This window comes from Actinoalloteichus sp. AHMU CJ021, from assembly GCF_002895405.1.
GTDB lineage: Bacteria > Actinomycetota > Actinomycetes > Mycobacteriales > Pseudonocardiaceae > Actinoalloteichus_B > Actinoalloteichus_B caeruleus.
The window spans coordinates 1898065-1924728 of sequence record NZ_CP025990.1 but is presented as its reverse complement, the minus strand read 5'-3'; the positions used below and the strand labels follow the sequence as shown (position 1 = coordinate 1924728).

General features: G+C 72.1%; 22 protein-coding genes and 1 tRNA gene. 11 read left to right on the top strand and 12 right to left on the bottom strand.

Annotation, left to right across the window (positions count from 1 at the left end; translation table 11 throughout):
* Positions 1 to 308 precede the first annotated feature (308 nt).
* On the bottom strand, positions 309 to 1814 hold the full coding sequence (locus tag C1701_RS07975) for a S10 family peptidase (protein ID WP_026417379.1): 1506 nt from the start codon (positions 1812 to 1814) through the stop codon (positions 309 to 311).
* A gap of 145 nt (positions 1815 to 1959) precedes the next feature.
* Here C1701_RS07975 and C1701_RS07970 point away from each other — a divergent pair, with 145 nt between their 5' ends.
* The 5 genes from C1701_RS07970 (at position 1960) to C1701_RS07950 (ending at position 7120) form a co-directional block, all read left to right on the top strand.
* Complete coding sequence (locus C1701_RS07970; RefSeq protein ID WP_103056996.1) at positions 1960 to 2706, top strand: uracil-DNA glycosylase; 747 nt, start codon at positions 1960 to 1962, stop codon at positions 2704 to 2706.
* A 184-nt stretch (positions 2707 to 2890) separates the two neighbouring features.
* Positions 2891 to 4216, top strand: a complete 1326-nt coding sequence (locus C1701_RS07965) for an NAD(P)/FAD-dependent oxidoreductase (RefSeq protein ID WP_026417377.1) — start codon at positions 2891 to 2893, stop codon at positions 4214 to 4216.
* 370 nt (positions 4217 to 4586) lie between these two features.
* A complete protein-coding gene (locus tag C1701_RS07960; RefSeq protein WP_245588673.1) occupies positions 4587 to 5747 on the top strand; it encodes an ATP-grasp domain-containing protein in 1161 nt (386 codons plus the stop codon).
* Entirely contained in the window at positions 5728 to 6876 is a 1149-nt protein-coding gene (locus C1701_RS07955; protein WP_035291297.1) for a SagB/ThcOx family dehydrogenase, read from the top strand. The genes C1701_RS07960 and C1701_RS07955 overlap by 20 nt, the downstream gene beginning before the upstream one ends.
* Before the next feature lie 170 nt (positions 6877 to 7046).
* A tRNA-Leu gene (locus tag C1701_RS07950) sits at positions 7047 to 7120 on the top strand.
* Between the two features lie 690 nt (positions 7121 to 7810).
* Here C1701_RS07950 and pqqB read toward each other — a convergent pair.
* Genes pqqB through pqqA form a run of 5 tightly spaced genes read right to left on the bottom strand, consistent with a single transcriptional unit; the run spans position 7811 to position 11069 of the window.
* Positions 7811 to 8731 (bottom strand): pyrroloquinoline quinone biosynthesis protein PqqB, encoded by a 921-nt coding sequence (gene pqqB / locus C1701_RS07945; protein ID WP_026417375.1) that lies wholly within the window; start codon positions 8729 to 8731, stop codon positions 7811 to 7813.
* Complete coding sequence (gene pqqE, locus C1701_RS07940; protein ID WP_051313319.1) at positions 8722 to 9927, bottom strand: pyrroloquinoline quinone biosynthesis protein PqqE; 1206 nt, start codon at positions 9925 to 9927, stop codon at positions 8722 to 8724. Before pqqE ends, pqqB begins: the two co-directional genes overlap by 10 nt.
* Positions 9914 to 10201: a pyrroloquinoline quinone biosynthesis peptide chaperone PqqD gene (pqqD, locus tag C1701_RS07935; RefSeq protein ID WP_035273247.1), complete on the bottom strand. Its 288-nt coding sequence runs from the start codon at positions 10199 to 10201 to the stop codon at positions 9914 to 9916. Before pqqD ends, pqqE begins: the two co-directional genes overlap by 14 nt.
* Entirely contained in the window at positions 10198 to 10914 is a 717-nt protein-coding gene (gene pqqC, locus C1701_RS07930; RefSeq protein WP_026417374.1) for a pyrroloquinoline-quinone synthase PqqC, read from the bottom strand. Before pqqC ends, pqqD begins: the two co-directional genes overlap by 4 nt.
* Entirely contained in the window at positions 10911 to 11069 is a 159-nt protein-coding gene (pqqA, locus tag C1701_RS28105) for a pyrroloquinoline quinone precursor peptide PqqA (RefSeq protein WP_372492974.1), read from the bottom strand. The genes pqqC and pqqA overlap by 4 nt, the downstream gene beginning before the upstream one ends.
* A gap of 324 nt (positions 11070 to 11393) precedes the next feature.
* Between pqqA and C1701_RS07920 the strand changes: the two genes are divergently transcribed.
* Entirely contained in the window at positions 11394 to 12467 is a 1074-nt protein-coding gene (locus C1701_RS07920) for a PQQ-dependent sugar dehydrogenase (RefSeq protein WP_026417373.1), read from the top strand.
* 133 nt (positions 12468 to 12600) lie between these two features.
* Here C1701_RS07920 and C1701_RS07915 read toward each other — a convergent pair whose 3' ends face one another.
* Together C1701_RS07915 and C1701_RS07910 are read right to left on the bottom strand one after the other, a co-directional pair.
* Complete coding sequence (locus tag C1701_RS07915) at positions 12601 to 13530, bottom strand: class F sortase (protein WP_308208853.1); 930 nt, start codon at positions 13528 to 13530, stop codon at positions 12601 to 12603.
* 61 nt (positions 13531 to 13591) lie between these two features.
* Complete coding sequence (locus tag C1701_RS07910) at positions 13592 to 15247, bottom strand: MSCRAMM family protein (protein WP_103055752.1); 1656 nt, start codon at positions 15245 to 15247, stop codon at positions 13592 to 13594.
* Between the two features lie 513 nt (positions 15248 to 15760).
* Here C1701_RS07910 and C1701_RS07905 point away from each other — a divergent pair.
* On the top strand, positions 15761 to 16543 hold the full coding sequence (locus C1701_RS07905; protein WP_103055751.1) for a Bax inhibitor-1/YccA family protein: 783 nt from the start codon (positions 15761 to 15763) through the stop codon (positions 16541 to 16543).
* 126 nt (positions 16544 to 16669) lie between these two features.
* Here the strand turns inward: C1701_RS07905 and C1701_RS07900 are convergent, their stop codons facing one another.
* Together C1701_RS07900 and C1701_RS07895 are read right to left on the bottom strand one after the other, a co-directional pair.
* On the bottom strand, positions 16670 to 17890 hold the full coding sequence (locus tag C1701_RS07900) for an acetyl-CoA C-acetyltransferase (protein WP_026417369.1): 1221 nt from the start codon (positions 17888 to 17890) through the stop codon (positions 16670 to 16672).
* A gap of 311 nt (positions 17891 to 18201) precedes the next feature.
* Positions 18202 to 19122, bottom strand: a complete 921-nt coding sequence (locus C1701_RS07895) for an SGNH/GDSL hydrolase family protein (RefSeq protein ID WP_026417368.1) — start codon at positions 19120 to 19122, stop codon at positions 18202 to 18204.
* Between the two features lie 218 nt (positions 19123 to 19340).
* Between C1701_RS07895 and C1701_RS07890 the strand changes: the two genes are divergently transcribed.
* From C1701_RS07890 to C1701_RS07880, 3 genes are all read left to right on the top strand, one after another.
* Entirely contained in the window at positions 19341 to 20711 is a 1371-nt protein-coding gene (locus C1701_RS07890; protein ID WP_026417367.1) for a cystathionine beta-synthase, read from the top strand.
* A 147-nt stretch (positions 20712 to 20858) separates the two neighbouring features.
* Positions 20859 to 22124 (top strand): hypothetical protein, encoded by a 1266-nt coding sequence (locus C1701_RS27240; RefSeq protein ID WP_337662191.1) that lies wholly within the window; start codon positions 20859 to 20861, stop codon positions 22122 to 22124.
* Positions 22125 to 22269: 145 nt separating this feature from the next.
* Positions 22270 to 23427 carry a cystathionine gamma-synthase gene (locus C1701_RS07880; protein ID WP_103055750.1) on the top strand — a complete coding sequence of 386 codons (1158 nt, stop codon included), beginning with the start codon at positions 22270 to 22272 and terminating at the stop codon, positions 23425 to 23427.
* A 131-nt stretch (positions 23428 to 23558) separates the two neighbouring features.
* Here C1701_RS07880 and C1701_RS07875 read toward each other — a convergent pair whose 3' ends face one another.
* The gene (locus C1701_RS07875) at positions 23559 to 23783 is read right to left on the bottom strand and encodes a hypothetical protein (protein WP_162182518.1); all 225 of its coding nucleotides are present in this window, start codon (positions 23781 to 23783) and stop codon (positions 23559 to 23561) included.
* A 216-nt stretch (positions 23784 to 23999) separates the two neighbouring features.
* Between C1701_RS07875 and ilvA the strand changes: the two genes are divergently transcribed.
* On the top strand, positions 24000 to 25211 hold the full coding sequence (gene ilvA, locus C1701_RS07870; protein WP_030104208.1) for a threonine ammonia-lyase: 1212 nt from the start codon (positions 24000 to 24002) through the stop codon (positions 25209 to 25211).
* A gap of 71 nt (positions 25212 to 25282) precedes the next feature.
* On the opposite strand, the gene hppD is transcribed toward ilvA, so the two are convergent.
* The gene (gene hppD / locus C1701_RS07865) at positions 25283 to 26479 is read right to left on the bottom strand and encodes a 4-hydroxyphenylpyruvate dioxygenase (RefSeq protein WP_026417364.1); all 1197 of its coding nucleotides are present in this window, start codon (positions 26477 to 26479) and stop codon (positions 25283 to 25285) included.
* Positions 26480 to 26664 lie beyond the last annotated feature (185 nt).

Genomic DNA, 26664 nt, shown 5'->3' with positions numbered 1-26664 from the left:
TGGTCCGGGTGGCCGTCCACGGCTCAAGCACCAGCCCCGCCTGCTGGGGAAGCGGCCACCCTCGGTGTGCGGCCAGGGCGGATGGTCGCCGGCGCCGCCACGAGGAGGGCTCCCGCCGCTCAACCGGGGAGGGCCTCGATCGACGGGAGGTCAGGGGGCGCACCCGGTCCCGAACCGCGCCCACCTCGCTCTCGCTCGGGTGCTGGCGTCTCGCGCGCCTCCCACCCGGGTGCCCGACGAGGACGCGCCCGCCCCTCCCGGGAGGGCGAGCGGGGCGGGCGCGCGGTGTGCTGTCCGTCGGGGACGTCCTAGCCGTTCAGGGTGTTCTCGATGAACTCGGCGAGGTCGGCGGACTGCTGGACCCGGGACTCCTCGTGGACGTACATCATGTGCCCCGCCTCGTAGTAGCGGAACTCGACGTTGTCCTGGAGCGCGGCGGGGATCGGCAGGTGCGCGAACACGTGCTCGGCGGCGAAGTGCGGCGTCGCGCCGTCGTGGTAGCCGCAGGCGACGTGCACCCGCAGGTGCGGGTTGGCGCGCATCGCCGTCGCCAGGTCGTCCGTGGACTGGACGTGCGAGCCCTCGAACTCGGCGTAGGACCACGGCTGCACCCGACGGGACAGGACCTCGTAGGGCAGGTCGTTGTGGTAACCCAGCTCGGAGCGCAGGTAGTGGTTGAGCGCGGCGCTGTAGGGGCCGGTGATCGCGTTCATGCTCGGGTCGGCGGTGAAGCGCTCGAACGCGCCGTCGGCCTCCCAGCCCCGGAACCGCCCGTCCAGCCGCCCCACGACCTCGCCGCGCTCGCGCAGCAGCTCGGTGAAGAAGCGGATGTGCTCGATCCGCAGGTCCACCTGGTCGACGTACTTCTCCGACAGCCCGGTGAGCCGCGCGAGGGTGGCCACCGCGTCGGCGCGTTCCTCGCTGGTGAGCCGGGCTCCCCTGGCCAGCGCCCACGGGTAGTCCCTGGCCGCGTAGGCCTCGGCCTCGTCCAGCACCTCGCGCAGCGGCCGGTCGCCGTGCAGGCCGTGGTAGTGCGCGATCGCCGCGTAGGTGGGCAGGAACAGCGAGTAGGGCAGGTCGTTGCCCTTGGTGAAGCGGATGGTTCCCATGTCCAGCACGCTGGAGATCAGCAGCAGGCCGTTCAGGTACATCCCGTAGCGGGACTGGAGGTGGTTGGCCAGACCGGCGGCCCGGAGGGTTCCGTAGGACTCGCCAGCGAGGAACTTCGGTGACATCCACCGACCGTTGCGGCTGGTCCACAGCCGGATGACCTCGCCGATGGAGTCCAGGTCGCCCCGGAAACCGTGGAACTGATCGGGTTTCTCGCCTTCGGCCGCCCGTGAGTAGCCCGTGGAGACCGGGTCGATGAACACCAGGTCGCTGTGCGCGAGGAGGGTCTCGTGGTTGTCGGCCAGTCCGTAGGGCGGGGGGAGCAGGTCGCCGGCGTCGCCCATCACCACGCGGCGGGGGCCGAGCACCCCGAGGTGCAACCAGACGCTGGACGAGCCGGGGCCACCGTTGAAGGCGAAGGTCACCGGCCTCGTGCCCGGGTCGGCGCCGTCCAGCGTGTAGCTGGTCACGAAGATCTCCGCCTTCGGGCGGTGCCCGTCGAACACCCCGTCGGTGTGCACCTCCTCCCGTAAGACGACGCGACCGGTCGTCGCTGTGTAGGGGAGGGTCCGTTCACCCACGGTCAGGCTGTGCTGGGTGGTGACCAGGTCGTCGGTCGGGGTCTCCGCCGTGCGGGTGGCCGTCGCGTCGGCGGCGTGGTCCTCCCGCTCGCTCGGCGCGCTCGCGCCCTCGGTGTTCGCCATGCGCCGCAGCCTACGGAGCGGACGCTCACGAGCGCGAGAACCTTCCGGTCACGTGCTGCCGCCGGGACGCGGTGCCCGGACATCGGGGGTGCTCACCCTGGTGGCTCCGGACATGACGAACGGCTCCGGTGGGCAGGGTGGAGGTATGGAGGAGACACCCTGGCCCGCCGCCGTCGCGCCCACGCTGACGGGGATCGACGAGCTGGACGAGGTCCTGCCCACCTGTCGGGCCTGCCCCCGGCTGGTGGCGTGGCGGGAGGAGGTCGCGCGGGTGAAGCGGGCAGCCTTCCGCGACGAGGAGTACTGGGGGCGGCCGGTGCCCGGGTTCGGGCCGAGGGACGCGGCGCTGGCCGTCGTCGGCCTGGCGCCGGCCGCGCACGGCGGGAACCGCACGGGCCGCATGTTCACGGGGGACCGGTCCGGCGAGGTGCTGTACGCGGCGATGTACCGCGCTGGGTTGGCGTCCCGGCCGGACTCGGTCCGGCCCGGGGACGGCCTGACATTGAGGTCCACGCGAGTGACCTCACCCGTGCACTGCGCGCCCCCGGACAACAGGCCGACACCCGGTGAGCGGGACACCTGCCGCCCCTGGCTGGCCCGGGAGTTCGAACTGCTGGCACCCACCCTGCGGGCGGTGCTGGTGCTGGGCGGGTTCGGCTGGCAGGTGGTGCTGCCGGTGCTCGCCGCCGCGGGCTGGCGCGTCCCCCGGCCCCGCCCCGCCTTCGCGCACGACGCCCACGTGGTGCTGCCCTCCGCGTCGGAGGGCGGTCCACTGCACCTGCTGGGCTGCTACCACGTGAGCCAACGCAACACCTCGACCGGCCGCCTCAGCCCCGGGATGGTGGAGGACCGGCTCCGCGCGGCGGCGCGGGTGGCCGACATCGCGGAATGAACTGCCTCACGCTGAGCCAGGGGGACGAGGGCCGGTTAGCCCGTTCGTGGTAGCCCTTCCAGGGCGGCGATTTGTCCGGTTCCCCGATACGGATGGTGTTTGCGCAGGGAGTGGAGAGCGAGCCGGGTCACAATGAGCCACCACTGAACGGTTCGGGTGACGTCGCCGGTGCAACCATGGAGGCATGGCTGGTGTGAAGTCCGGACCGACGCGCATTGTGATCGTCGGCGGTGGATACGTCGGAATGTATACGGCCCTGCGCCTACAGTCAAAGTTGCGCGGGCGGGAGGCCTCTGTCACGGTCATCGACCCGCAGCCCCACATGACCTACCAGCCGTTTCTCCCCGAAGCGGCGGCCGGGTCGATCGAGCCCCGGCATGTGGTGGTCCCGCTCCGGCGCACGCTGCGCCGGTGCCACGTGGTGACCGGGCGGGTCACGCGGATCGAGCACGCCCGCAACGCGGTGACCGTCGAGAACCAGGACGGTGTGGTCGAGGAGATCGAGTACGACCAGCTGGTCGTCTCGCCCGGTTCGGTGGCCAGGACGCTCCCGATCCCCGGGCTCCCGGAACAGGGGATCGCCTTCCGGACGGTCGGTGAGGCCATCTACCTCCGCAACCACGTGCTGTCCCGGCTGGACCAGGCCGCCTCGACGCAGGACCCGGAGGTGCGCAGGAAGCTGCTGACCTTCGTGGTGATCGGCGGCGGCTTCGCGGGGATCGAGGCGCTCGCCGAGCTGGAGGACATGGCGCGCTACGCCGTCCGCTACTACCCCTCGATCAAGCAGTCCGAGGTCCAGTGGGTCCTCGTCGAGGCCGCGAACAGGGTCATGCCCGAGGTCAGCCCGAAGATGGGTGTGTACACGGTTCGCCGGCTGGAGGAGCGCGGGATCCGCTGCTACCTCGAGACCCGGGTGGAGAGCATGGTCGACGGTCGCGTCGTCCTCTCCGACGGCACCGAGTTCGACGCGGACACCATCGTCTGGACGGCGGGGGTGAAGGCCAACCCGATGCTCCGGGACACCGACCTGCCCCTCGACGAGCGGGGCCGGGTGCGCTGCACCGCCGCCCTCCAGGTCGAGGGGACCTCCGACGTGTGGTCGGCGGGGGACTGCTCGGCCGTTCCCGACCTGTCCAAGGCCGAGACGGACCCCAACGCGACGTGCAGCCCGTCCGCCCAGCACGCGGTCCGGCAGGCCCGTCAGCTCGCGGACAACCTGATCGCCTCGCTGCGGGGCAGGCCGACCCGCCAGTACAAGCACGCCCACGTGGGTTCGGTCGCCGGCCTGGGTCTCTACAAGGGTGTCGCCGACGTGTACGGGATCAAGCTGAAGGGCTTCCCCGCGTGGTTCATGCACCGCACGTACCACATGAGCCGGATGCCCACCTTCAACCGCAAGGTCCGCATCGTCATCGACTGGACGCTCGCCCTGCTGCTGCGCCGCGAGGTCATCTCGATGGGGCAGATCCAGGACCCCAAGGCCGAGTTCGCCAGGGCCACCGCCAAGTGAGTTGTGCCACCGAGGCGGAAACAGCGTGGTTCCCGCCCGGGTGCGCCGTTCGGTTGAGCGCGCTGCTCCGTTCGCCCGGACCCCTTCGCCACTTCATGTAGTAGTTTTCCATTCAACTCTCGCTCAGATGGTCCAGTCGAGCGATAATGTTTCCGGCTCAACTTGACAGTGAGTAAGCCGAACCCGAAACTACTGCCCGGTGATCCACTCCAAGGTGTGGTTTCGCGCGTCGGAAAGAGGTGATCCTCCATGTCGCTGAAAGAGCTGGCAGCGCTGCTCCGTTCGGGTCAAGCGGAGGACGGGGCGCTCGCCGAGTACGCGGCGGAGTACGCCAGGGAGCAGAAGATCTTCCGGAAGAAGGACGACTGACGTGATCTCCGCCGGCGGGGACGCGGTAGCGCCTCCGCCCGGTCAGGCCGATCCCGTTCCCCCACCCCCCTCGAGCGCCCTGGGCGAGGTGCTGACGGCTCCGCTGTTGCTCCAGGGCCAGGACTACTTCTTCCGCGCCCCGAGCACCTGCCTCGACTTCCAGGAGCGCATGTACGCGGCCGAGCTCGTCGACGAGGGCTCCGGCGACTCCACCGTCGACCCGCAACCCTGCGTCCTCGTGCTCGCCCGCGCCGCCGACATGGAGATGAACGAGCTCTCCCTGGCCCTGGCGGAGCGGGACATCCGGCTCGTCCGCATCGACGCCGACCGCTGCCTCGACCTACCGCTCACCGTCTACCCGGACGCGCCGCTCGTCGAACTCGGCAACCGGCTCCTGCGCCCCCTGCTGGTCTGGCGCCGCCACTTCGACATCGCCGCCGTCCCCGCCGACGGGCGCTCGCTGCGCGGTGCCTACGCCATCGAACAGTGGACCGCCGTGAGCGACTGGCTGTCCGTCCGGCGCGACTGGTGCCACGTCAACAGCCCCCGGCACACCCGCAACCTCGACCGGCTCAGCCAGCTGGACGACGCCGCCTCCTTCGGGCTCCGGGTCCCGCGCACCGCCGTGACCACCCGCCCAGCCCGCAACCGCCCCGGCGGCGGCCGCTGCCTGGTCAAGACCGCCGGTCGCCACCTGCTCGAACCCAGGCCCGGGGCGCTCCACGGGTTGTTCCCGCGTCCGCTCGACCCCAGCCGGTCCCGTGACGTCGTGGAACCGGCTCCTGTCATCGTGCAACAGCACCTCGACGCGGAGGAGGAACTGCGGGTCTTCGTCGTCGGAGGCGAGCTGATCGCCTACCGCGTGCGCAAGTTGGACCCCGCCCAGCTGTGGCAGGACCCGGACGCCGTCACCGTCGAGGCCGTCGAGACCCCCCGGCCGCTCGCCGCGACCCTGCTCGCGCTGGTCCGGCACTGGCGGCTCGACATCGCGGCGTTCGACCTGCTCGTGGTGGAAGGCGAACCGGTGTTCCTGGAGGTCAACGTCAACTGCGACTGGCGGTGGTTCGAGTACCGGGCCGAGGACACCAGGGTGTCGAGGGCCACCCACGAGTGGGTCGCGTCGAGGTTCCAGGAGCTGCGCGGTGCGTCTGAAGGTCGCTGAGCACACGAGCGCGCACCTCGCGGAGGGCCGGGTCGTGCTCGACGACTACCTGCGCCACCGGCAGTTCGAGCTGACCGCCCCCCTCGCTCGGCTCTGCTGGGAGTTCCGGTCCTTCGCCGACACCGACGAGGTGCTCGCCGAACTGGACACCGAGGAACGGGCTGCCGTGTGGCCGGTGCTCACAGCCCTCCTCGACGCGGGGCTCCTGGTCGCCGAGGGCACTCCGGAGCACCGCGCGGAGCAGCGGTTGCTCGCCGCCTGGCGCGACGGAGGACCCTCGGCGCGCCAGTTCCACTACGCGACCCGCACCCTCCGGGACACGCCCTACGCCGACGCCGACGAACAGGACCGCGCACTCGCGGAGAGGGCGGTCACCGACCCCCCGCCGTCCCCGCTCCTCCGCCGGCGGGACGGGAGGGCGGCCGGGGTCCCCCTCCCGCCGATCAGCGCCCAGTGGACCGGCGATCGGCCCGCCGCCACGCTGGCGGACGCGTCCGGCGCGCGCTGGGGTGAGCGGCCCCTGCGGGACGTGCTGCTGGCACGGCGCACGACCCGGCGGTTCCGCCCCCGGCCGGTCGACGCCGCGCGGTTGGGCGACCTGCTCGCCGTGCTCGCCGGTCCGGCCCCGGGCCGGCCGGGTCCGGACCAGGACGGCAACCTCTTCAAGTCCTCGCCCTCCGCCGGGGCTCGTCATCCGATCGAGGTGTACCCGCACGTCCGGAGCGTGGCCGGGCTCGAACCGGGGTGGTACCACTACGACGCCGCGGATCACGTGCTCGAACCCCTCGGGCCACCGTGGTCGGCGGGGGAGGTGGCCGAGGCCAGTGGCGGCCAGGAATGGGTGGGGGAGGCGGCGGTCCAGCTCTGCCATGTCGCGACGCTCGAGCGGACCTGGTGGAAGTACGACACCGCGCGGGCATATCGGATGGTGCAGATGGACATGGGCCATCTCTCGCAGACCGCCTACCTGGTGGCGACGGCGATGAGCCTGGGCGTCGCGTTCACCGCCGCGCTGCGCGACGAGTCCTTCGAGTCCGTGCTCGGCCTCGACCGGGACCGGGAGATCGTGCTGGGGCTCACCGCCCTGGGCTGGCCGGGCGACGACGCCGCCGCCGATTTGAGATCATGAGCACAGGTGAGAATGAGAGGTGTTGTCCCACTCCCCGTGGAGCGGCCCGGATGGCAAGATCCGGTGGAGTTCCGTACGACGCGCAGAACCAGACCGGGTGGTTGGTCCGGGCGGGCGACTTCCGTCGAAGTGGCCCCCACGCGAGCCGTCCAGGTTCTAGGCTGCGCGCTGCCCCCGTAGCCCAATAGGCAGAGGCAGGCCCCTTAAAAGGGTCCCAGTGTCGGTTCGAGTCCGACCGGGGGCACAACCCTGATCCAGACCGCGAGTCGGCGACCGACGGCGGCCCCGGTGGTCCGCGTCGCGATGTCGGTCGTGACGTCGGTGGCGGCGTTATCGAGCGTCGGTGTCCGTCCCTCCCCGGCGCGGTTCCTCCTGTCAGTCTTTCGGCAGGAAGTGACCCGTGGTTGATCCCAGTCCGCGAATTTCTCACCCGTAAGGGTGTTATCCGGCGAGGAGTGGCGCGGCGGCGACGGGCCTCTCCCACCCCGGCGTCGGCGTGGGGGACGCGCGCTCGGTCCTCCCACGGGCGTTGCCCGCTCCCGTCCGGTACCTGGCCGGGCCGGGGCGGGCAGTCGCCGAGCCGGCCCCCGCGAGCCCGACCGGTCCAGCGTGGCGGCATCCCCGGTTCGCCCCCTCCCAGGGGCCGGCGGCCGGCGAGCACGAGGACCGTCCGAGCGCGCGCTCGGCGGGAGGCGCACTCGCCGTTCCGCCCCGGGCGGCGGGTCGGAGAGCGGCAGGCGCCTCGTCGGCGCCTCGGCGTGGCCGGGGAGCGGGTCGTCCCGCCTCCGGAATCCCCAGGCCCCACGACCGGCGTGCCCCGAACCACCACCCGCGGTCGCGGCGCCCTCGGTCCCCTGCGCCACCACGGGACCGGTGCCCGAGCGCGTCCGCGCGCCCGCCCGCCGCCGTTCGCCCCCGGTACGGCCCGACGCCGTCACAGGTCGATGCGGTCACCGTCCGAGGGCACCTCCACCCCGCTCGCCACCACCGCCGCGAACTCCGCCGACGCCGGGTCCACCAGCGGGTTGGTGTTGTTCAGGTGGGTGTACATCCGCCGTGTCCCCGGGTGGCAGCGCAACCGGTCGAGGGTCCCGTCCTCCCCACCCACCGGGAGATGGCCCATGCCGGACTGCCCACCGCCCCCGGGCAGTCCGGTGGCATGCCCCAACTCGTCCCCGGAGTAGAAGGTGCCGTCCAGCACCGCGCAGTCGGCCGCCGCCACCGCCTCGTCCAGCCGGTCCGGCCAACGCGACAGGCACGGCGCGTACAGCAGTTCCCGCCCCGCCGACCGGTCCCGCAGCCGGTAGGCGACCACCGACGGCCCGGCATCCCGTACCCCGGTCCGGTACCGGGGGCGTTTCTCGCTGATCGCCACCGGCGTCGCCGTCAGGCCCTGGCCCAGCTCCGACGCCACGCCCTCGGCCGCCTCGTTCCACCGCCAGTCCCCGTAGGCGTCGAGCACCGGTCGCAGGCCGAGGGCTCCGGCGGACGGCGTGGGTCGGTCCAGCGACGCCAGCACCGCGGCCGGAGCGTGCACCGGCAGCCCCCCGCACTCGCGCAACGAGAACAGCCCGAGCGTGTGGTCCAGTTCGGCGTCCGTCAGCAGGACACCGCGCAGCGGGATCTGCCGCCGCCCCGGCCCCGGCCACAGCTCCGGCGTCGCCACGAGCTGGGTGGGGAGGTCGGGGCTCGCGTTGAGCAGCCACCAGTTCTCGCCGTCCACCGACACCGCCGCGCCGTCCTGGCCACGGCGCATCGCCTCGGTCCCCGCCCTGGAACGGGAGCACCGGCCGCAGGCGCAGTTCCACTGCGGGAAACCGCCGCCAGCCGCCGTGCCCAGCAGGATCAGCCGCACGGGTCCACCACCGCCGGTCCACCGCCCGCACTCGGAACCCGGGGGACCCGGCCGGTCGGGATCCCACGCCACAGCGGTCGCCCGGCCGCCGGGTCGGCCACGCCGGAGTCCTCCGGGGCGTCGGCGAGCAGGGCGGCGGCCACCAGGTGCCGATCCGGGGAGAACCGGCAGACGGGGTCGGTGGCCCGCGCGTCGCCGGTGAGCTGGAAGGCCTGGCAGCGGCAGCCGCCGAAGTCGATCTCCCGTCGGTCGCAACTCCGGCACGGGTCCCGCATCCAGTCGGTGCCCCGGAAGGCGTTGAACACCGCCGACTCGTACCAGATCTCGGCCAGCGGACGGTCCTGGACGAACTCCGCCGGGAGCCCGGTGATCACGTCCGCCGTCGGGCAGGGCAGGACCCGCCCGGCCGGGGACACGGTGAACTGCCTGCTGCCCCAACCGTGCATGCAGGGTTTGGGGTACTCGCCGTAGTAGTCGGAGAGGACGTAGACGACTTCCATGCCGCCCGCCAACCGACGGGTCTCCGCCGCCACGACTCGGCGGGCGTTGGCGAGCTGGCGCCGGGTGGGCATCAGCAGCCGGCGGTTGCGCAGACCCCAGCCGTAGTACTGCGTGTTCGCCAACTCCAGCCGGTCCGCCCCCAGATCCTCGGCGAGCAGGATGATCTCGGCGATCCGGTCCAGGTTGCCCCGGTGCAGCACCACGTTGACCGTGAGCGGGAGGTCCAGCCGGCGGACCACGGCCGCCGCCGCGATCTTGTGGTGGTGCGCCCGCGTGCCGGCCACCCGGTCCCCGGTGGTGGCGTCGGAGTCCTGCAAGCTCAGCTGCACGTGGTCGAGGCCGCGCGCTGCCAGCTCCTCGGCGCGGGCCGGGGTCAGCCCGAGCCCGCTGGTGACCAGGCTGACGTAGCACCCGAGCCCGGAGGCGTGGCCCACCAGCTCCGCGAGGTCCCGGCGAGCCAACGGTTCGCCACCGGAGAGGTGCGTCTGGAGCACGCCGAGCCGTCGCGCCTGGTCGAGCACGGCGATCCACTGGTCGGTGGTCAGCTCGGACTCGCGGCGCACCAGCTCCAGCGGGTTGGAGCAGTAGGGGCAGTGCAGGGGGCACCGGTGGGTCAGCTCGGCCAGCATCCCCCACGGGGCGGCGACCCCGGCTCCGGTCCCGTCGGGGGCGGCGGCCCCATCAGGCGCCGTCATGGTCGATCCTGATCAGCCCCATGCCGCGCAGGGTGTCGAGCAGTTCGAGGATCTGCTCCGGCAGCACGCCGTCGAACTGCCCCTCCAGCGCACGCACGATCTCCCCGACCGGGCTGTGCCCGTCGCACCGCAGCAGCACCGCCTCGCCCGTCTCGTTGGGCAGCAGCACCCCCTCCGGGTAGAGCAGGACGTGGCTGTCCCTGCTCTCGTCCCGCATGAGCTTGACGCCCCGCCCCAGCCGGGGACGGGCCGCCGGGTCGATGCCCGCCGTCACGAGGTCACCGCCGGCCGCCGCGCGGCGTGGTCGATCGCGTCCAGCATCGCGTTCAGCACCTCGCACTTGAAGGCCAACGCGGCCACCGCCGCGTCCTGGGACCCCCGGTCGCGGCAGTGGGTCAACACGAGGTCCAGCGTCGCGGCTCCCTCCGGCCCGGTGACCTCGATCCTGGTCAGGAAGTAGTCGAGCGCCCCGCCGTCCAGCCAGGGGTAGTGCTCCCGCATGGCGAGCACCCGCCGCCGCATCAGGCCGGGGGCGAACATCTCCGTCAGCCCGGAGGCCACCGCCTCCTGCCAGGGACGGCAGCGGGCGAACTCGACGTAGGCGTCCACCGCGAAGCGGACCCCCGGCAACAGCAGGCGCTCCGAGCGCACGGTCTCCTCGTCGAGCCCGGTCGCCTCGGCCAGGCGCAGCCACCGGTCCATGCCGCCCTCCTGGCCCGGCTGGCCGTCGTGGTGGGTCACCCGGCTGATCCACTGCCGTCGGACCTCGCGGTCCGGGCAGTTCGACAGGATCGCGGCGTCCTTCCGCGGCAACATCCGCTGGTAGTACCAGCGGTTCGCCGCCCACAGCTGGAGGTCCTCCTTCCGCAGGGCTCCCTCGTGCAGGGCGCGGTGGAAGGGGTGGTCGTCCCAGTACCGGGCCGAGAGGGATTCCAACCGCGATCGGAACTCCTCCCGGCCCAGCACCTCCGTCGGCGCGCCCGTCATCCGCGGGCCACGTAGCTGGTGACCTCCATCGGCGTGGCGACCGCCCGGAAGTCCGGACGGACCCAGGAACGTCGCGGGGCCGGAGGTCGGCCGGCGGACACCGGTCGGAGGTCGGTCGCGCGGTCGTGTCGTGTCACAACGGTCGGAAGGCGCATGATCCACGCTCCTCGTCTGGAGGTGACTGCCCGCCGGTCGGCGGCTGCTTCATGGTGCGTGACGACGGGTGCCCCCGCTATTCACGGCGGCCGCGCCGTCGGTTCGGTGCGAAAGGTCCGGTTCCTCCTTTCCTCGGCGGCCGTGCGGGGACCTCGTTCGGGCACAGGGGGAAACGGGAGTTCGGGAAGTGACGACTCGCGTGGCGGGAAGTCCGGCGCCGTCCTAGCTTCCGATTCGGGTGGCGGGGCACGTCCGGTCCACGTCGAACAGGGCGGGTGAGGACGAGTGGCCGCCACCCGTGAACCTCTGACAAGGAGGCGTGAATGCGGTTTCGACGAGGAACTCTGGGCGGTGTCGCCACCACGCTGCTGATGGTCGTCGCGGCCACCGGAACGGTGTCAGCACAGCAGGACCCGCCGGATTCCGGCGAGCGGCAAGCACAACCGGAGCAGGTGACGACGGGACTGACCGTGCCGTGGGACATCGCCTTCCTCCCGGACGGCTCACCACTGGTCACCGAACGCAACAACGCGCGTGTCATGCGCGTGGTCGACGGTTCCGTGGTCGAGGAACAACGCATCCTCGACGCGGCGACCGACGGCATCCAGGACGGGGTCCAGGGCATCGCCGTCTCACCCGACTACGAGACGGACGGATTCGTCTACGTCTACTACGCCACGGCCCAGGACAGCAGGATCGCGCGGTTCCGGCTCGGGGAGCAGCCGGAGCCGATCCTCACGGGCCTGCCCCGGGCCGTCTACGTCAACGGAGGGGCGCTCGCCTTCGGCCCGGACGGATACCTCTACGCGGGTGTCCCGGCCCGGTACCCGCACGACCCGAACGGCGGGTACGACGAGGCGCAGGACCTGAACTCGCTGCGGGGCAAGATCGTCCGGCTTCGTCCCGACGGGCGGCCCGCGCCGGGGAACCCGTTCGGGACCCACGTCTACTCCTACGGTCACCGCAACGTGCTGGGGCTGGCCTGGGACGACGGGGGCCGGATGTTCGCCGTGGAGACCGGTGACCACGGCGCCGACGAGCTCAACAGGGTTCGGGCCGGCGCGAACTACGGGTGGCCGGTCTGCGAGGGCCCCTGCTCCGACGGCCGGTACACCGATCCCGTGGTGCACTGGACTCCCGAGGAGGGCACGCCCGCCGGGCTCGCCCACGTCCGGGGAACCCTCTACGTGACGACGCTGCGGGGCCAACGGTTGTGGGAACTGCCGCTGTCCGACGGCGGTGAGGTCACCGACCGGCGTGCCCTGCACGCCCACGAGTTCGGACGACTGCGGGCGGCGGCCGCCGCCCCGGACGGATCGTTGTGGTTCGGCACGAGCAACACCGACCAGCTCGGTGGCGCCGCGCCAGGCTCCGACCGCATCCTGCGGCTGGGCTGACGGCGCGGACTCCTGGCCCCCTTCCCCGCGGCAGACCACCTGCTGCGGGGAAGGGTGTCCCCAGCCCTGGCGCTGCCCCCAGCCCGGACGTGGCCGAGGGTTCCGCCCCATCCGGGGGCCGGCGCCCGAACGGTCAGGCGGGCAGCGCGACGACGATGCGGTTGTCCTCGTAACCCAGGTCCCCGCCGTGCCACCGCCCACCGCAGGTGACGAGCACCACCCGGTGCGCGCCCTCCTGGCCGAAGAGCGCCTCCGCGTTGGCGGGCAGCTCGTTCTTGTGCAACGTGTGGATCGCGCTCACCCGGTAACGCCACTCCTCCCCCCGCTGGTCGACCACCGTGAACACGTCACCGAGCGTGGTGTCCCAGAGTTCGGCGAACGGGCCCCGCTGACCCCGGAAGTTCACGTGGCCCGCGAAGACGGAGGCCCCGGATGGCGCGCCGAGACCCATGCCCCACCAGGTCGCCTCCTCCAGGTTCTCCGGAACGGGCAGCACTCGGTCCGGTCCGACCTCGCGTCGGACCAGGGCGGCCGTGCCGCCCTCGGGGAGCCGGATGGTCCCCGGTCGCTGGGCGGCGACCGGTCGGTCCCCCGACGGGGGGCGGGGACCTGGCCCGGACTCCCGCGCCGGGGGAGGGACGGCGGGTCCGGTGGACGTGCCCGGGTCGCGGTCCTCGGCCTCCTCCCGCCCGGTCCCGGCCGGCCCCTCGTCCTGCTCCGGTGCCCCCGTCGGGGAGCCGTCGGGCACGCCGAGCGGTTTGGGCTGGTCACCGACGGCGGCCATGCTGTTGCCGAGCACGTCGTCCCCGGCCCGCACGACGGCGTCGACCGGGACGGCGCTGCCGGTGACCTGCACCGTGGGTGGCCAGTACAGGCCCCCGAGGATGCCGAGGCTCAGCACTCCGATCCCGACGACGGCCGAGGTCCGCTGGCGGGCCGACCTCGACCGTTCGGGGTCCGCGACCTCCCACTCACCCACGTCGAGGGCGTAGGTGCGGCGGTCGTTCTCGGCGGGCGGGTCGACGTCGCCGTCGGCCCGCTCCGCCCCTCGCGTCTCATCCACCTGGTTGGCCCTCTCTGCCGACCTCCCGGCCGAGGGGGCGGCGATGTGGTCCGACGACCGGCTAGCGCTGGTCCCCGGAGGTCATCCGACGTCGCCACACCAGTCCGGTCGCTCCGGCCGCGAGCAGCACCAGGAGACCCAGGCTGGTCAGGGTGACCGGGCTGATCCGGTTGACCGTCTCCGAGGAGGCGGTGACCAGGTCGGCCTCACCCGCCGGGATCGTGCTCGGCACGGTCGGCGGGTTGGGCTTGTTGGCGATGGTGAGGGTCAGGGTGTCCCCCGCCTCCACCAGCCCGCAGGCCGTCGGTGGGTTGGCCGGGTCGAACTCCTCCTCGTACCCGGCGGGAACCCCGACTTCGACCACGCAGATCTCCTGCGGGGTTCTGAGGTCCTCCAGCCGCGCGTAGCCCTCCTCGTCCGTGGTCACCACGAGCGGTTCGCCGTCGGGACCCACGAGTTCGGAGTCGTCCTGCCGCAGGGCGGGGCTGCTCTTGTCGGCGGAGGTGATCCGCAGCTGGACGTCGGCCACCGGGAGACCGGTCGAGGCGTCCACCTTGGCGATCTCGACGGCACCGGGGGCGGTGCGGGCGGTCACCGCGGCCTCGGCCGTCACCGTGTCCTCGCCACCGGTGGTGACGATGCGCTGCACGTCGGAACCGTCCTGCGGGACCTTGATCCTCGGCTGGTCGGCCGGGGTCTGCACGCTGACGTGGACCGAGGGGTTCTCACCGGTCGGCACGACGTCGAACAGCAGCGGGCCGCCGTCCTCCGGGGTCCGCAGGTAGCGCACCTGGGGCTCGGGCTCGCCGCTGTCGTCCTCCTCGGCTCCGTCCTCGCCCTCGGGGGTCTCGACGGGAGCGGTGGGCTGGGGGGTCGTGGTGCTCAGGGGCTGGGTCTGCTGGTCGGCGGCACCGTCGGCCGGAACGCCCTCCGCCGCCGCCTCGGTGGCTTCCTCCGCGGCCAGGTCGGCGGCCAGTTCGTCGTTGACGCTCAGGTCCTGCATGAGGATCTGCCGCGCCGGTTCGGCCACCTCGGGGTCGGCCAGTTCCGCGTCGGTCAGGGTGACCTCGACGGGGATGTCGGGCACGCCGTTGCCCGCGGTGTTGAGCAGGTCCACCCGCCAGGAGTCCGGCTGACCGATGACCTGCTCCCCTTCGGGAGCCGTCAACGACACCTCCCAGGGGCCCCGGTTGACCTCGGCGTCGGCCTTCATCGCCTCCACCGCCTCCTGGGTCTCCGGCGGCAGCTCGTCGAAGTGGAACTCGACGTCGTAGGCGATCTCCCGGAACCCGTTGGACGGGTCCAGGTCGGCGGGCGTGCGGGGGGCGGCGGTCCAGCTGTGCAGCAGGTGCGCCAGCGCGGACGCCTCGTGGTCGGACTCCGTCCCGCTGTAGCGGAGCAGCAGGTAGGAGATGTTGGAGGAGATCTCCGGGGACAGCGGGTCGCCCCACTTCGTCAGCAGCTGGTCGCCGTCGACGTACTCCTCCTCGGTGTCCGGCGCGCGGTAGGAGTACTGCACGCACCAGACCTGCTCGCCCTGCCAGACGTAGGAGCCGACCCAGTCGTAGTCGTTGGGTTTCCCCTGGTAGGGCTGCGGCGCGGTCCGGTGCCCCAGTCCCTCCTGCACGGCCGCGGCCGCCGTGCCCGGCAACGCGACCAGCGCCGCGCCGGCCAGCAGGGACGCACTGGCCAGTCCCGCGGCCACTCTTCTGAGCATGAATGCTCCTCGGTGTCCAGAGTTGGTGTCCAAGGGCGCGGTCCGACATCACGGAGCGAGTGCCCCCGACGGAGCGCCGGCCAGGAGCCGTGACCTGCCGCCGGGTCGCGCGTAACGTGTGGCCACGCGTCGAGGTTTCGCTCCCGTGATGCTGGTCTGGTCGCGCGTCATGCCACAAGCCGCCACTCGGAGGATGTGACGACAGGGAGAAGTTAGCTGCCTGTCAGAGATCCTGTCCAGTGCGTCACGATCATGGGCGTCACCGACACCGTTGATCGACTACCCCGGGCAGCGGCGGTCACGCTGCGCCAGATCGGGGTCACGTACAACAACTGAATCACGACCTTGGTCACAACCCGGTGAAGTCCGCGCGGTCGGAGGGAGGATCGGGGCCAGGGGCATCGGAAGAACGCTCGGGTGTCGGTAAAGTCGCCTTTACTCGAGTTGGGGAACCCTACGACACGCGTCACCGTTGACTCGGTAACGGCGTGAGCACGTTCCAGGAGGGCACAGGTGCGCACAAGCAGTAATCCCGCGTTCCGCAACCTGCCGGCAAGCGGCGGTTACGCGAACTTCGACAGCGCCGGCTTCGGCCAGCCGGGCTATGCGGGTCAGCAGACCACGCAGAGCGCCGACGACCGTCCGATCACCGTCGACGACGTGGTGATCAAGACCGGTATCACCCTGGGCGTGCTCGCGGTGGCCGCCGTGTTCTCCGCGATGAGCGGCATCCCCGCGCTGACCTTCGTCGGTCTCATCGGTGGTCTGATCCTCGGCCTCGTCAACGCCTTCAAGCGGGAGCCCAGCAAGGTGCTGGTCCTCGCCTACGCCGGCTTCGAGGGCCTGTTCCTCGGTGGCCTCAGCGCGGTGGTGGCCAACTTCGCTCCGGCTGGTTACGGCATCGTCACCCAGGCGGTCATCGGCACCATCGGTGTGTTCGCCGGCATGCTGGTCGTCTACAAGACCGGTGCGATCCGCGTCACCCCGAAGCTCACCCGCTGGGTGACGGGCGCGCTGATCGGCGTCGGCGTCCTGATGCTGGCCAACCTCGTCGGCAACCTCTTCGGCGCCGACATGGGGCTCCGCTCCGGTGGCACGCTGGCGATCATCTTCAGCCTGGTCTGCATCGGCATCGCCGCCTTCGTCTTCCTGCTGGACTTCAAGGCCGCCGACGACCTGATCCAGGCCGGTGCGCCCGCCAAGTACGGCTGGCAGATCGCCTTCGGCCTGACCATGACGCTGGTCTGGCTGTACATCGAGATCCTGCGCCTGCTCACCTACCTCCAGGGCGAGTGACGCGCGCCGCGTCCAGCGGACCCGAGCACACGGGAGAGGCCCCGGCGACATCGCCGGGGCCTCTCCTCGTTCCTGGGGTTCCCTCACCGGTGGCGGGAAGGCGTGCGCCAGCCCCGAGGTGCGGGATCAGGAGAGGCGTTCGACGATCATCGCCATGCCCTGGCCCCCGCCGACGCACATCGTCTCCAGGCCGATCCGCCGGTCGTGGGTGCGCAAGGAGTTCAGCAGGGTGCAGGTGATCCGGGCCCCGGTCATGCCGAACGGGTGGCCGAGGGCGATCGCGCCCCCGTTGACGTTCAGCTTCTCCAGGGGGATGCCGAGTTCCTGGTACGACGGGATCACCTGCGCCGCGAAGGCCTCGTTGATCTCGAAGAGGTCGACGTCGTCGACGGTCATCCCAGCCCGGGCCAGCGCCTGCCGGGACGCCTCGACCGGGCCGAGTCCCATGATCTCGGGGGACAGCGCGGACACCCCGGTGGACACGATCCTGGCGAGCGGGGTGATCCCCAGCTCCGCCGCCCGCCGGTCGCTCATCACCACCAGCGCCGCCGCGCCGTCGTTCAGCGGGCAGCAGTTGCCCGCGGTGACCCTGCCGTTCGGCCGGAACACCGGCTTCAGCTGGGCGACCCCCTCGTAGGTGGTGCCCGCGCGCGGACCGTCGTCCGCCTCGACGACCCGCCCGTCGGGCAGGGTGACCGGGCTGATCTCCCGGGCGAAGAAGCCACTGGCGATGGCGGCCTCGGCGAGGTTCTGCGACCGCACGCCGAACTCGTCCATCTCCTGGCGGCTCACCGCGTTGGCCAGTGCCAGGTTCTCGGCGGTCTGCCCCATCGCCAGGTAGACGTCGGGCAGCTCCCCGTCGAGACGGGGGTCCCGCCACTCCTCGGCACCGTTCTCGGCTGCGACCTGGCCGCGTTCCGCCGCCGCGTCGAACAGCGGGTTCCTGGTGTCGGGCAGGCTGTCCGAGTTGCCCTTCGCGTAGCGGGACACGGTCTCCACCCCGGCGCTGAGGAAGACGTCGCCCTCCCCGGCCCGGATCGCGTGCATCGCCATCCTCGTGGTCTGGAGACTGGAGGCGCAGTACCGGTTGACGGTCGTGCCGGGCAGGTCGTCGCGGCCGAGGAGCACCGAGACCACCCTGGCCATGTTGAACCCCTGCTCCCCGCCGGGGAGCCCGCAACCGAGCATGAGGTCGTCGATGGTGGCGGGATCGAGCTCCGGCACCTGGTCAAGGGCGGCGCGGACCACCTGCGCGGTCAGGTCGTCCGGGCGCAGCCCGACCAACGAGCCCTTGTTCGCTCGCCCGATCGGGGACCGGGCGGCGGCGACTATGACGGCTTCCGGCATCGAAGCCCTCCTTGGCTTGGTTCGGGAAACAGTCTCCTCACCGTGAAGTTACTGGAGAGTAGGTGGTGGCGGAAGGTGGACCCGGCGGAGCTGGCGCCCGCTCTGGCGGAGCCTCACCGTTCCAGCCGGACACCAGCGCGGCACCAGCACCCCGCGACCCCCGGTGCCCGGTCGCTCCGGGCGGACCGCGCCGGGGCGAGCCGCTCCGGTGGTCGAACCGGCTCCGTCACCCCGCGTTCCCGCCTCCTCGGGGTCCACCCGGAGGCCCGGGGCGGCGGCCGTCTGGCGGGAGGCCGCCGGTCCACCCCGCGTCACCGGGCCCGCCGCAGCCGTTGGTTGAGCTTCGCGATGATCCGGTGCGTCGGCCGGCGGGCCTCCGCCAGCCGGGACCTCGTCGGGTGCTGGGGTAGCGGACCGCCCTCCCACACCCCGGCCACGCTGCACAGCGGGGGGAGCAGGATCGAGACGGCCGTCGCGTAGCCGGCCGCGCTCGGGTGGAACCGGTCCGCGCTGAACAGCTCACCGGGCCGGACCAGGAACTCCGGTGAGAGCAGGTCCGCCAGCGGGACCGGGTAGGCGCCCTCCCGCTCCGCCACCCGCCGCTGCGCCCGCCCCAGCGCCAGGCTCCAGCTGCGCGCGATCGACCGGAGGGGCTGCGGGATGGGGCGGATCGCCCCGAGGTCGGGGCAGGTCCCCACCACCACGCCCACCTCGGCCTCCCGGAGCCGCCGGACCCCGGCGCCCAACAGCGCGGCCGAGGTGCGCAGCGGCAGCTTGGTCGTGACGTCGTTCGCACCGATGATCACCAGCGCGACGTCCGGACGCAGGGCCACCGCCCGGTCGACCTGTTCGGCCAGGTCCTCCGTCGTCGAACCGCTCACCGCCAGGGTCGTCAGCCACACCGGACGTTCCGCCTCCTCGGCGAGCCCACCGGCGAGCAGCACGGCGGGCAGCTGGCTGGCGTCATCCACCCCCAGGCCAGCCGCGGAGGAGTCACCCAGGACCGCGAAGGTCAGCGGTGCCGGCGAGTCCGGCAGCTCCTCGGCCCGATGCGGCCCCGTCCCGTCCGGCAGGTAGACGCCGTCGGCCCGGACCGGTTCCCGATCCGGGATGCCGATCACCTTCCTGGCCGCCCGGGACTGTCCTGACAGGAGCCCGTAGGCCGCCCCGGTGAGCCCGGTGACCGCTCCCGCCGCGAACGCGGCCACCCGGATCGCGCGCGAACCCAGCACTGCAGATCCTCCTTCCGCCGGACCGGACCCTGGACACCACCCGGTCCCGACGCTCGTTCTCCCTGAATCATCTACCCAATTCCGGGGCGAGGCGTGCCGCTCCGGCGGAAGGGGGCGGCAGTATGCGGCTGGGGCGGTGGGAAACCTCCCGTCAGCTCCGGGGATAAGCTCCGAATCCGACACCAACCGAGCCGGCAGACGAGTGGGAGTGGCACGCGGTGGACTACGCCGAGCATGTGATGGACCTGGTGGGCAACACACCGCTGGTGCGCCTGAACGCGGTCGCCGAGGGGCTCAGCCCGCTCGTGCTGGCCAAGGTCGAGTACTTCAACCCGGGCGGCAGCGTCAAGGACCGCATCGCGCTGCGCATGGTGGAGGCGGCCGAGAGGTCGGGGGAGCTGCGCCCTGGCGGGACCATCGTCGAGCCGACCTCGGGGAACACCGGGATCGGGCTGGCGATGGTGGCCCAGCGCAAGGGGTACCAGTGCGTGTTCGTCTGCCCGGACAAGGTCAGTGAGGACAAGCGCAACGTCCTCAAGGCCTACGGGGCGGAGGTCGTCGTCTGCCCGACGGCGGTGGCCCCCGAACACCCGGACTCCTACTACAACGTCTCCGACCGCCTCGTCTCGGAGATCCCGGGCGCCTGGAAGCCCAACCAGTACGCCAACGAGAACAACCCCGCATCGCACTACGCGGCCACCGGACCCGAGGTGTGGCGGCAGACCGACGGCCGCATCACCCACTTCGTCGCCGGTATCGGCACCGGCGGGACGATCTCGGGAACCGGCAGGTACCTCAGGGAGGTGTCCGGGGGCGCCGTGAAGATCGTGGGCGCCGACCCGCACGGCTCCGTGTACTCGGGCGGCACCGGACGGCCCTACCTGGTAGAGGGGGTCGGCGAGGACTTCTGGCCCACCACCTACGACCAGGACATCTGCGACGAGATCATCGAGGTGTCCGACGGCGACTCCTTCGCCATCACCCGCCGGCTGGCCCGGGAGGAGGGCCTGCTCGTCGGCGGATCCTGCGGGATGGCCGTCGCCGCCGCCCTCCGGCTCGCCGAGCGCTGCGGCCCCGAGGACGTCATCGTCGTCCTGCTCCCCGACGGCGGCCGCGGCTACCTCGGCAAGGTCTTCGACGACGACTGGATGGCCTCCTACGGGTTCCTGTCCCCCGACCACAGTGGAGCGAGCGTCGGCGAGGTGCTCCGCCGCAAGGACGGCACCCTGCCCGACCTGGTGCACGCCCACCCGAACGAGACGGTGGCCGAGGCGGTGGCTGTGCTCCGCGAGTTCGGCGTGTCCCAGATGCCCGTGGTCAACGCGGAACCACCGATCATGGCGGCCGAGGTGGCGGGCGCCGTCAACGAGCGGCGGCTGCTCGACGACCTGTTCGCCGGCCGCGCCAAGCTCTCCGACCGGGTGGAGGAGCACATGTCGGAGCCGTTGCCCACCATCGGGGCCGGGGAGTCGGTCAGCGCCGCGATGCGGGCGCTGGCGAACGCGGACGGCGCGTTGGTGCTGATGGACGGCCGCCCGGCCGGCGTGGTCACCCGACAGGATGTCCTCGGCTTCCTCGCCGGGCGCTGAGCGCCGGGCGTGGGGTGCTCGCCGGGTGGACGACGGGCGTCGTCGTCGGTCGAACCTGTCCCGTACTGGCATAACGCGGGCACGGCATCCGATACGGTGACCCGAACGTAATGCGGAACTGATCCACCTCTAGGGGGTTACCACCCGATGAGCGCCCCACAGCCGCCGCAGGGCGAGCAACCAGCACAGTCCGAGAACGCGGAGGGCGGCACCGCCAAGCTCCCGGAGCCGTCGGCGGTGACTCCGCCCGCCGTGCCCGAGGGAACGACGCCGCCGGCTGGCGGGGGCGAGTCGGCCGACCAACAGCCCCCCTCGGCGGAAGCGGCGGCGCCCGCCGCCGAGCCGGCCCTGGCCTCGCCGCCGCCGGCCGCTGGCGGTGCGCCGAGCGGGACCGACTCCACGCAGGTCGTGTCCGGGGCCGGTGCCGACCGGCCCTTGGAGCAGCGGACCAGCGTGGTGAGCGCCCCCGCCGCCCAGGACGCCAACCCGGACGCGACCCAGGTGGTGCGCCCCGGACAGCAGGCACCGGCCGCGGCCGCCGCGCCGTCCAACCCGGACGCCACCCAGGTCGTCGCCCCGGGCCAGGCACCGGCGCAGCCCGCGTACGGCCAGCCGCAGCCGGGGCAGCAGCCCGGGTACGGGCAGCCGGGGCAGCCGCCGCAGTTCGGCCAGCCGCCGGGTGGGTTCCCCCAGCAGCCTGGGTACGGGCAGCCGCCGCAGTTCGGCCAGCAGCCCGGCTACCCCCAGCAGCCCGGTGGGTATCCGCAGCAGCCCGGGTACGGCGCTCCCGGCGCCTACCCGCAGCAGCCGGGGTACGGCCAGCCGCAGCCGGGGCAGCAGCCCGGGTACGGGCAGCCGGGGCAGCCGCCGCAGTTCGGCCAGCCGCCGGGTGGGTTCCCCCAGCAGCCTGGGTACGGGCAGCCGCCGCAGTTCGGCCAGCAGCCCGGCTACCCCCAGCAGCAGGGGTACGGGGCGCCGGCCGGTGGCGCCGACGAGAAGTTCCTCAAGCTCGCCATGTTCCTCACCATGGGGCTGATGGGCCTGAGCGCTGTCATGCAGGTCATCAACATGGTCACCTTCGGGCAGTTCGCGATGACCAGCTCCCTCGTCGGGATCGTCCTGGCGGCCGGTGTGGGCGCCTGCGCGTTCTTCGCCGGGCAGCAGGGCCAGGAGTGGGGCCGGATCGTCATCACGGTCCTCGCGGCGCTGGGTGTCCTCGGCGGGATCATGGCCCTGACGACCGCTTCCATGCTCGGCGGGATCTTCCTCATCATCGCGGTCGTCACCCTCCTCATCTGGGGTGGCATCCTCGCGGTCTGGTGGCTGCCGGGCACCACGCGCGCGATGAAGGCCAAGCGCGGTGCGGGATTCGCCCAGCAGCCGCAGCAGATGCCACCCCCGCCCGGGTACTGATCAGCGAACGGCGAACGGGGGAGCCCGGCGGCCACGGACCCGCTCAGCGCGGGACCTCGTCGCCGGGCCTCCGCCCGTTCGGGCCGGCCGTCGGCCGCCCTCGGGCTGCTCCGAGCGGAGTGGCCCCTGCTCTACCCTGGGCCGCATGAGTCAGACCTCCTCCGGCGAGCGGTTCGGATTCGCGACCAACGCCATCCACGCCGGGCAGGAACCCGACCCCACCACGGGTTCGGTGATCGTGCCCATCCACGCCACCTCGACCTACGCGCAGGACGGCGTGGGCGGCCTCCGCGGCGGCTACGAGTACTCCAGGACCGGGAACCCCACGCGGACGGCGCTGGAGGAGTGCCTGGCCGCCCTGGAATCCGGTCGCTTCGCCCGCGCCTTCGGGTCCGGGATGGCCGCGACCGACGCCGTGCTCCGCGCGGTGTGCCGGCCGGGGGACCACATCCTCATCCCCAACGACGCCTACGGCGGCACCTTCCGGCTCGTCGACAAGATCCTCACGCAGTGGGGCATCGAGTACACGCCCGTCCCACTGTCCGACCTGGACGCGGTGCGCGCCGCCGTCCGGCCCACCACCCGCCTGCTCTGGTGCGAGACGCCCACCAACCCGCTGCTCACCGTCGCGGACATCGCCGGCCTGGCTGGGATCGCGGCCGACGCTGACGCACGGCTGGTCGTGGACAACACCTTCGCCTCGCCCTACCTCCAGACCCCGCTCGCGCTGGGCGCCGACGTGGTCGTGCACTCCACCACCAAGTACCTCGGCGGCCACTCCGACGTCGTGGGCGGCGCCGCGGTCACCTCGGACCCCGAACTCGACGAGAAGCTGGCCTTCCTCCAGAACGGCGCCGGCGCCGTCCCCGGCCCCTTCGACGCCTGGCTGACCCTGCGCGGGCTGAAGACCCTCGCCGTGCGGATGGATCGGCACTGCGACAACGCCGAGCGCATCGCGGTGGCGCTCGGCGAGCACCCCCGCGTCCGCGCCGTCTACTACCCCGGTCTGCCCACCCATCCCGGGCACGAGGTCGCGGTGAAGCAGATGCGTCGCGGCGGCGGCATGATCTCCTTCCTCGTCGACAGCGAGGAGGCGGCGCTGGAGGTGTGCTCCCGGACGAGGCTGTTCACCCTGGCCGAGTCGCTGGGCGGCGTGGAGTCGCTGATCGAGCACCCCGGTCGGATGACGCACGCGAGCACCGCCGGTTCGCAGCTCCAGGTCCCGGCGGAGCTGGTGCGGCTCTCGGTGGGGATCGAGGACGTCGACGACCTGCTGGACGACCTGCTCACCGCGCTCGGCTGATCCGCGCCGAGCCGTGGCGCCCACGCGTCACACGACGGACGGCCCGCCCCGGGCCGAGCCCCCTCGGGAGCTCGACGGGACGGGCCGTCATCGGGACCGTCGTCAGACCAGGCTCGGCGTCGCGGGCCTGGTCATGGCTGCCAACGCAGGACCGCGTCGGAGCCGGGATGGTTGGTGTCGGGCAGCTGGCCGGCGTCGAGACAACTGTGGACGAGTTCCACGGCGCCGTCGCGCTGCTCGTAGTACGGAGTCTCCGCGCAGTCGGCCCGTGTGACGGTGATCACCGCCACGGCGGCCAACGCAGTGGCCGCGGCAACGCTCGACACCAGCGACAGCAACCCCGGATTTCGGGTCACCTGCACGGCCTTACCTCCCTGCGCAATTCGGGGCTGGTCGGACAGACTCGCTGTCTGCCAAGGGTACTAGCCTTTTTCGTTACCAGTTCGAGAAATATCCACCCCTGAGCTGTTCGGTCGACCGTCGCCGGCCGTTCGCCGAACCGGTGGCGCTCCCCCGCCGCCGGCGCCGACCACCGTCCCCCACTCGGCGCAACCGCTGGCAGGATATGCCTCATGCGACTGGTCAGCGTTGATCGGATCATGGCCGCCCGTGAACTGTTGGCCGGAGTGATCCGTCAGACGCCAATCATGCACTCCCGGGTTCTCAGCGAGCGCTGCGGGGGGCAGGTTCACCTCAAGTGCGAGAACCTCCAGCGCACCGGTTCCTTCAAGATCCGGGGCGCCTACACGAGGCTGCACGGCCTGACCCCCGAGCAGCGGGCCAGGGGGGTGGTGGCCGCGTCGGCGGGCAACCACGCCCAGGGAGTGGCCTACGCCGCCTCCCTGCTCGACACCCGCGCGACCGTCTTCATGCCGGAGGGCGCGCCGCTGCCCAAGCTCGCCGCCACCCGCTCCTACGGCGCGGAGGTGCACCTGCGGGGCGCCGGGCTCCAGGAGAGCCTGGTCGCCGCCCGCGAGTACGCGGCCGAGACGGGAGCCGAGTTCATCCACCCCTTCGACCACCCGGACATCCTGGCCGGTCAGGGCACCATCGGGTTGGAGCTGCTCGACCAGCTCCCCGAGTTGGCCACCGTGGTGGTGGCCACCGGGGGTGGTGGGCTGCTGGGGGGCGTCGCGGCGGCGGTGAAGGCGCGCCGCCCGGACGTCAGGGTGATCGGAGCCCAGGCCGAGAGCGCCGCCGCCTGGCCGGCATCCCTGGCCGCCGGCGCGCCGGTGCCGGCACCTGAGTTGCGCACGATGGCTGACGGCATCGCGGTGAAGGAGCCGGGGCCGGTCACCTTCCACCACGTCTCCACCCTCGTCGACGAGATCCTCACCGTCAGCGAGGAGGCCCTGTCCCGAGCGTTGCTGCTCTGCCTCGAACGGGCGAAGCTGCTGGTGGAGCCGGCCGCGGCCGCGGCGGTCGCCGCCGTGCTCGACCACCCCGGCCGCTTCCCCGGCCCCATCGCCGTCATCCTCTCCGGCGGCAACATCGACCCGCTCCTGCTGTCGCACGTCATCCAGCACGGCATGACCGCCGGGGGCCGCTACCTCGCCGTGCGGGTGCGGATCTCCGACCGGCCGGGTTCCCTCGCCGCCCTGCTCGCCGAGGTCGGCGAGCTGGGAGCGAACGTGATCGACGTCGAGCACTCCCGGATCTCCGGGGCGCTCGCGCTCGGCGACGTCGACGTCGCCCTGAGCCTGGAGACCAGGGGGCCGAGCCACCGCCACGAGGTGGTGGCCGGGCTCACCCAGGCGGGGCACGTCGTCACCCCCCAGTTCTGAGGTGACCGACCCCGCGACACAGGGCGGGGCCGACCCCGTGGCCGGCCCCGCCAGGCGTTCGCGCGCCGCGCTCAGAGGTTGCCGCGCCGCTCCTGCTCCCGTTCGATCGCCTCGAACAGCGCCTTGAAGTTCCCCTTCCCGAAGCCCAGCGACCCGTGGCGTTCGATCAGCTCGTAGAAGACGGTCGGCCGGTCCCCGACGGGTTTGGTGAAGATCTGGAGCAGGTAGCCGTCCTCGTCGCGGTCGACCAGGATGCCGCGTCGCTGCAACTCGTCGATGGGCACCCGGACCTTCCCGATGCGCGCGCGCAGTTCCGGGTCCTCGTAGTACGAGTCCGGGGTGACGAGGAACTCCACGCCCCTCGCCGTCATCTCGTCCACGCTCGCGAGGATGTCGTTGGTCGCGAGGGCGATGTGCTGGCACCCGGCCCCCGTGTAGTACTCCAGGTACTCGTCGATCTGCGATTTCTTCTTGCCGAGCGCGGGCTCGTTCAGCGGGAACTTCACCCGGTGGTTGCCGTTGGCGACCACCTTGCTCATCAGCGCCGAGTACTCGGTGGCGATGTCGTCCCCGACGAACTCCGCCATGTTCACGAAGCCGAGCACCCGGTTGTAGAAGGACACCCACTCGTCCATCCGCCCCAGCTCCACGTTGCCGACGCAGTGGTCCACGGCCTGGAACAACCGCTTCGGCGATCCCTCGGGCCGCTGGATCGTGCCGGCCCTGGCGACGTACCCGGGCAGGTAGGGGCCCTGGTAACGGGAGCGGTCCACCAGCGTGTGCCGCGTCTCCCCGTAGGTCGCGATCGCCGCTCTGCGGACCGTGCCGTGCTCGTCGGACACGTCGTGCGGTTCCTCCAGGACCTGGGCGCCCTGTTCCCTGGCGTGGGCCACGCACCGGTCGACGTCCGTCGTCTCCAGGGCGAGGTCCACCACCCCGTCGCCGTGGCGGCGGTGGTGGTCCAGCAGCGGGCTCTCCGGCCGCACCCCGCCGGTGAGCACGAACCGCGCGGAACCGGCCTTCAGGACGAAGGCCCGGTGGTCGGCGTTGCCGGTCTCCGGCCCCGAGTAGGCGACGAGTTCCATGCCGAAGGCGTGCTGGTAGTAGAGCGCGCTCTGGGTCGCGTTCCCGCAGACGAACACGACGGCGTCCATCCCCTTCACGGGGAACGGGTCGCGCGACTCGTCGTAGTCGACCAGCCCGACGAGCTGCCTCATCTGGTCGAAGCTGACATCGTCGATACCTGGTGCCGGCACGGTCTCGGTCATGGGTTCCTCCACTGCCCTCGAACGCTGGGATGGCGCTGGTTCGGTGGCGCCAGCATGAGCAGCCGCCGGCACGCTGCGCAACGCGATCACTTCGTGTTGCGCAGATTGCGTAGTCACGGGTCCTGACACCGGGGCAGGATGGGCAGGGTGCACAGGGAGATGACGTGACGTCGCGGGAACGGCCC

What these genes read in the sequence shown, in the direction of transcription:
- ilvA (WP_030104208.1), top strand. Translation starts at nt 24,000, where the DNA reads ATGCGACTGGTCAGCGTTGATCGGATCATGGCCGCCCGTGAACTGTTG.
- C1701_RS07900 (WP_026417369.1), bottom strand. Translation starts at nt 17,890, where the DNA reads ATGCCGGAAGCCGTCATAGTCGCCGCCGCCCGGTCCCCGATCGGGCGA.
- C1701_RS07880 (WP_103055750.1), top strand. Translation starts at nt 22,270, where the DNA reads ATGAGTCAGACCTCCTCCGGCGAGCGGTTCGGATTCGCGACCAACGCC.
- C1701_RS07970 (WP_103056996.1), top strand. Translation starts at nt 1,960, where the DNA reads ATGGAGGAGACACCCTGGCCCGCCGCCGTCGCGCCCACGCTGACGGGG.
- pqqE (WP_051313319.1), bottom strand. Translation starts at nt 9,927, where the DNA reads ATGACGGCGCCTGATGGGGCCGCCGCCCCCGACGGGACCGGAGCCGGG.
- C1701_RS07920 (WP_026417373.1), top strand. Translation starts at nt 11,394, where the DNA reads ATGCGGTTTCGACGAGGAACTCTGGGCGGTGTCGCCACCACGCTGCTG.
- pqqC (WP_026417374.1), bottom strand. Translation starts at nt 10,914, where the DNA reads ATGACGGGCGCGCCGACGGAGGTGCTGGGCCGGGAGGAGTTCCGATCG.
- C1701_RS07965 (WP_026417377.1), top strand. Translation starts at nt 2,891, where the DNA reads ATGGCTGGTGTGAAGTCCGGACCGACGCGCATTGTGATCGTCGGCGGT.
- hppD (WP_026417364.1), bottom strand. Translation starts at nt 26,479, where the DNA reads ATGACCGAGACCGTGCCGGCACCAGGTATCGACGATGTCAGCTTCGAC.
- C1701_RS07910 (WP_103055752.1), bottom strand. Translation starts at nt 15,247, where the DNA reads ATGCTCAGAAGAGTGGCCGCGGGACTGGCCAGTGCGTCCCTGCTGGCC.
- C1701_RS27240 (WP_337662191.1), top strand. Translation starts at nt 20,859, where the DNA reads ATGAGCGCCCCACAGCCGCCGCAGGGCGAGCAACCAGCACAGTCCGAG.
- C1701_RS07975 (WP_026417379.1), bottom strand. Translation starts at nt 1,814, where the DNA reads ATGGCGAACACCGAGGGCGCGAGCGCGCCGAGCGAGCGGGAGGACCAC.
- pqqA (WP_372492974.1), bottom strand. Translation starts at nt 11,069, where the DNA reads ATGCGCCTTCCGACCGTTGTGACACGACACGACCGCGCGACCGACCTC.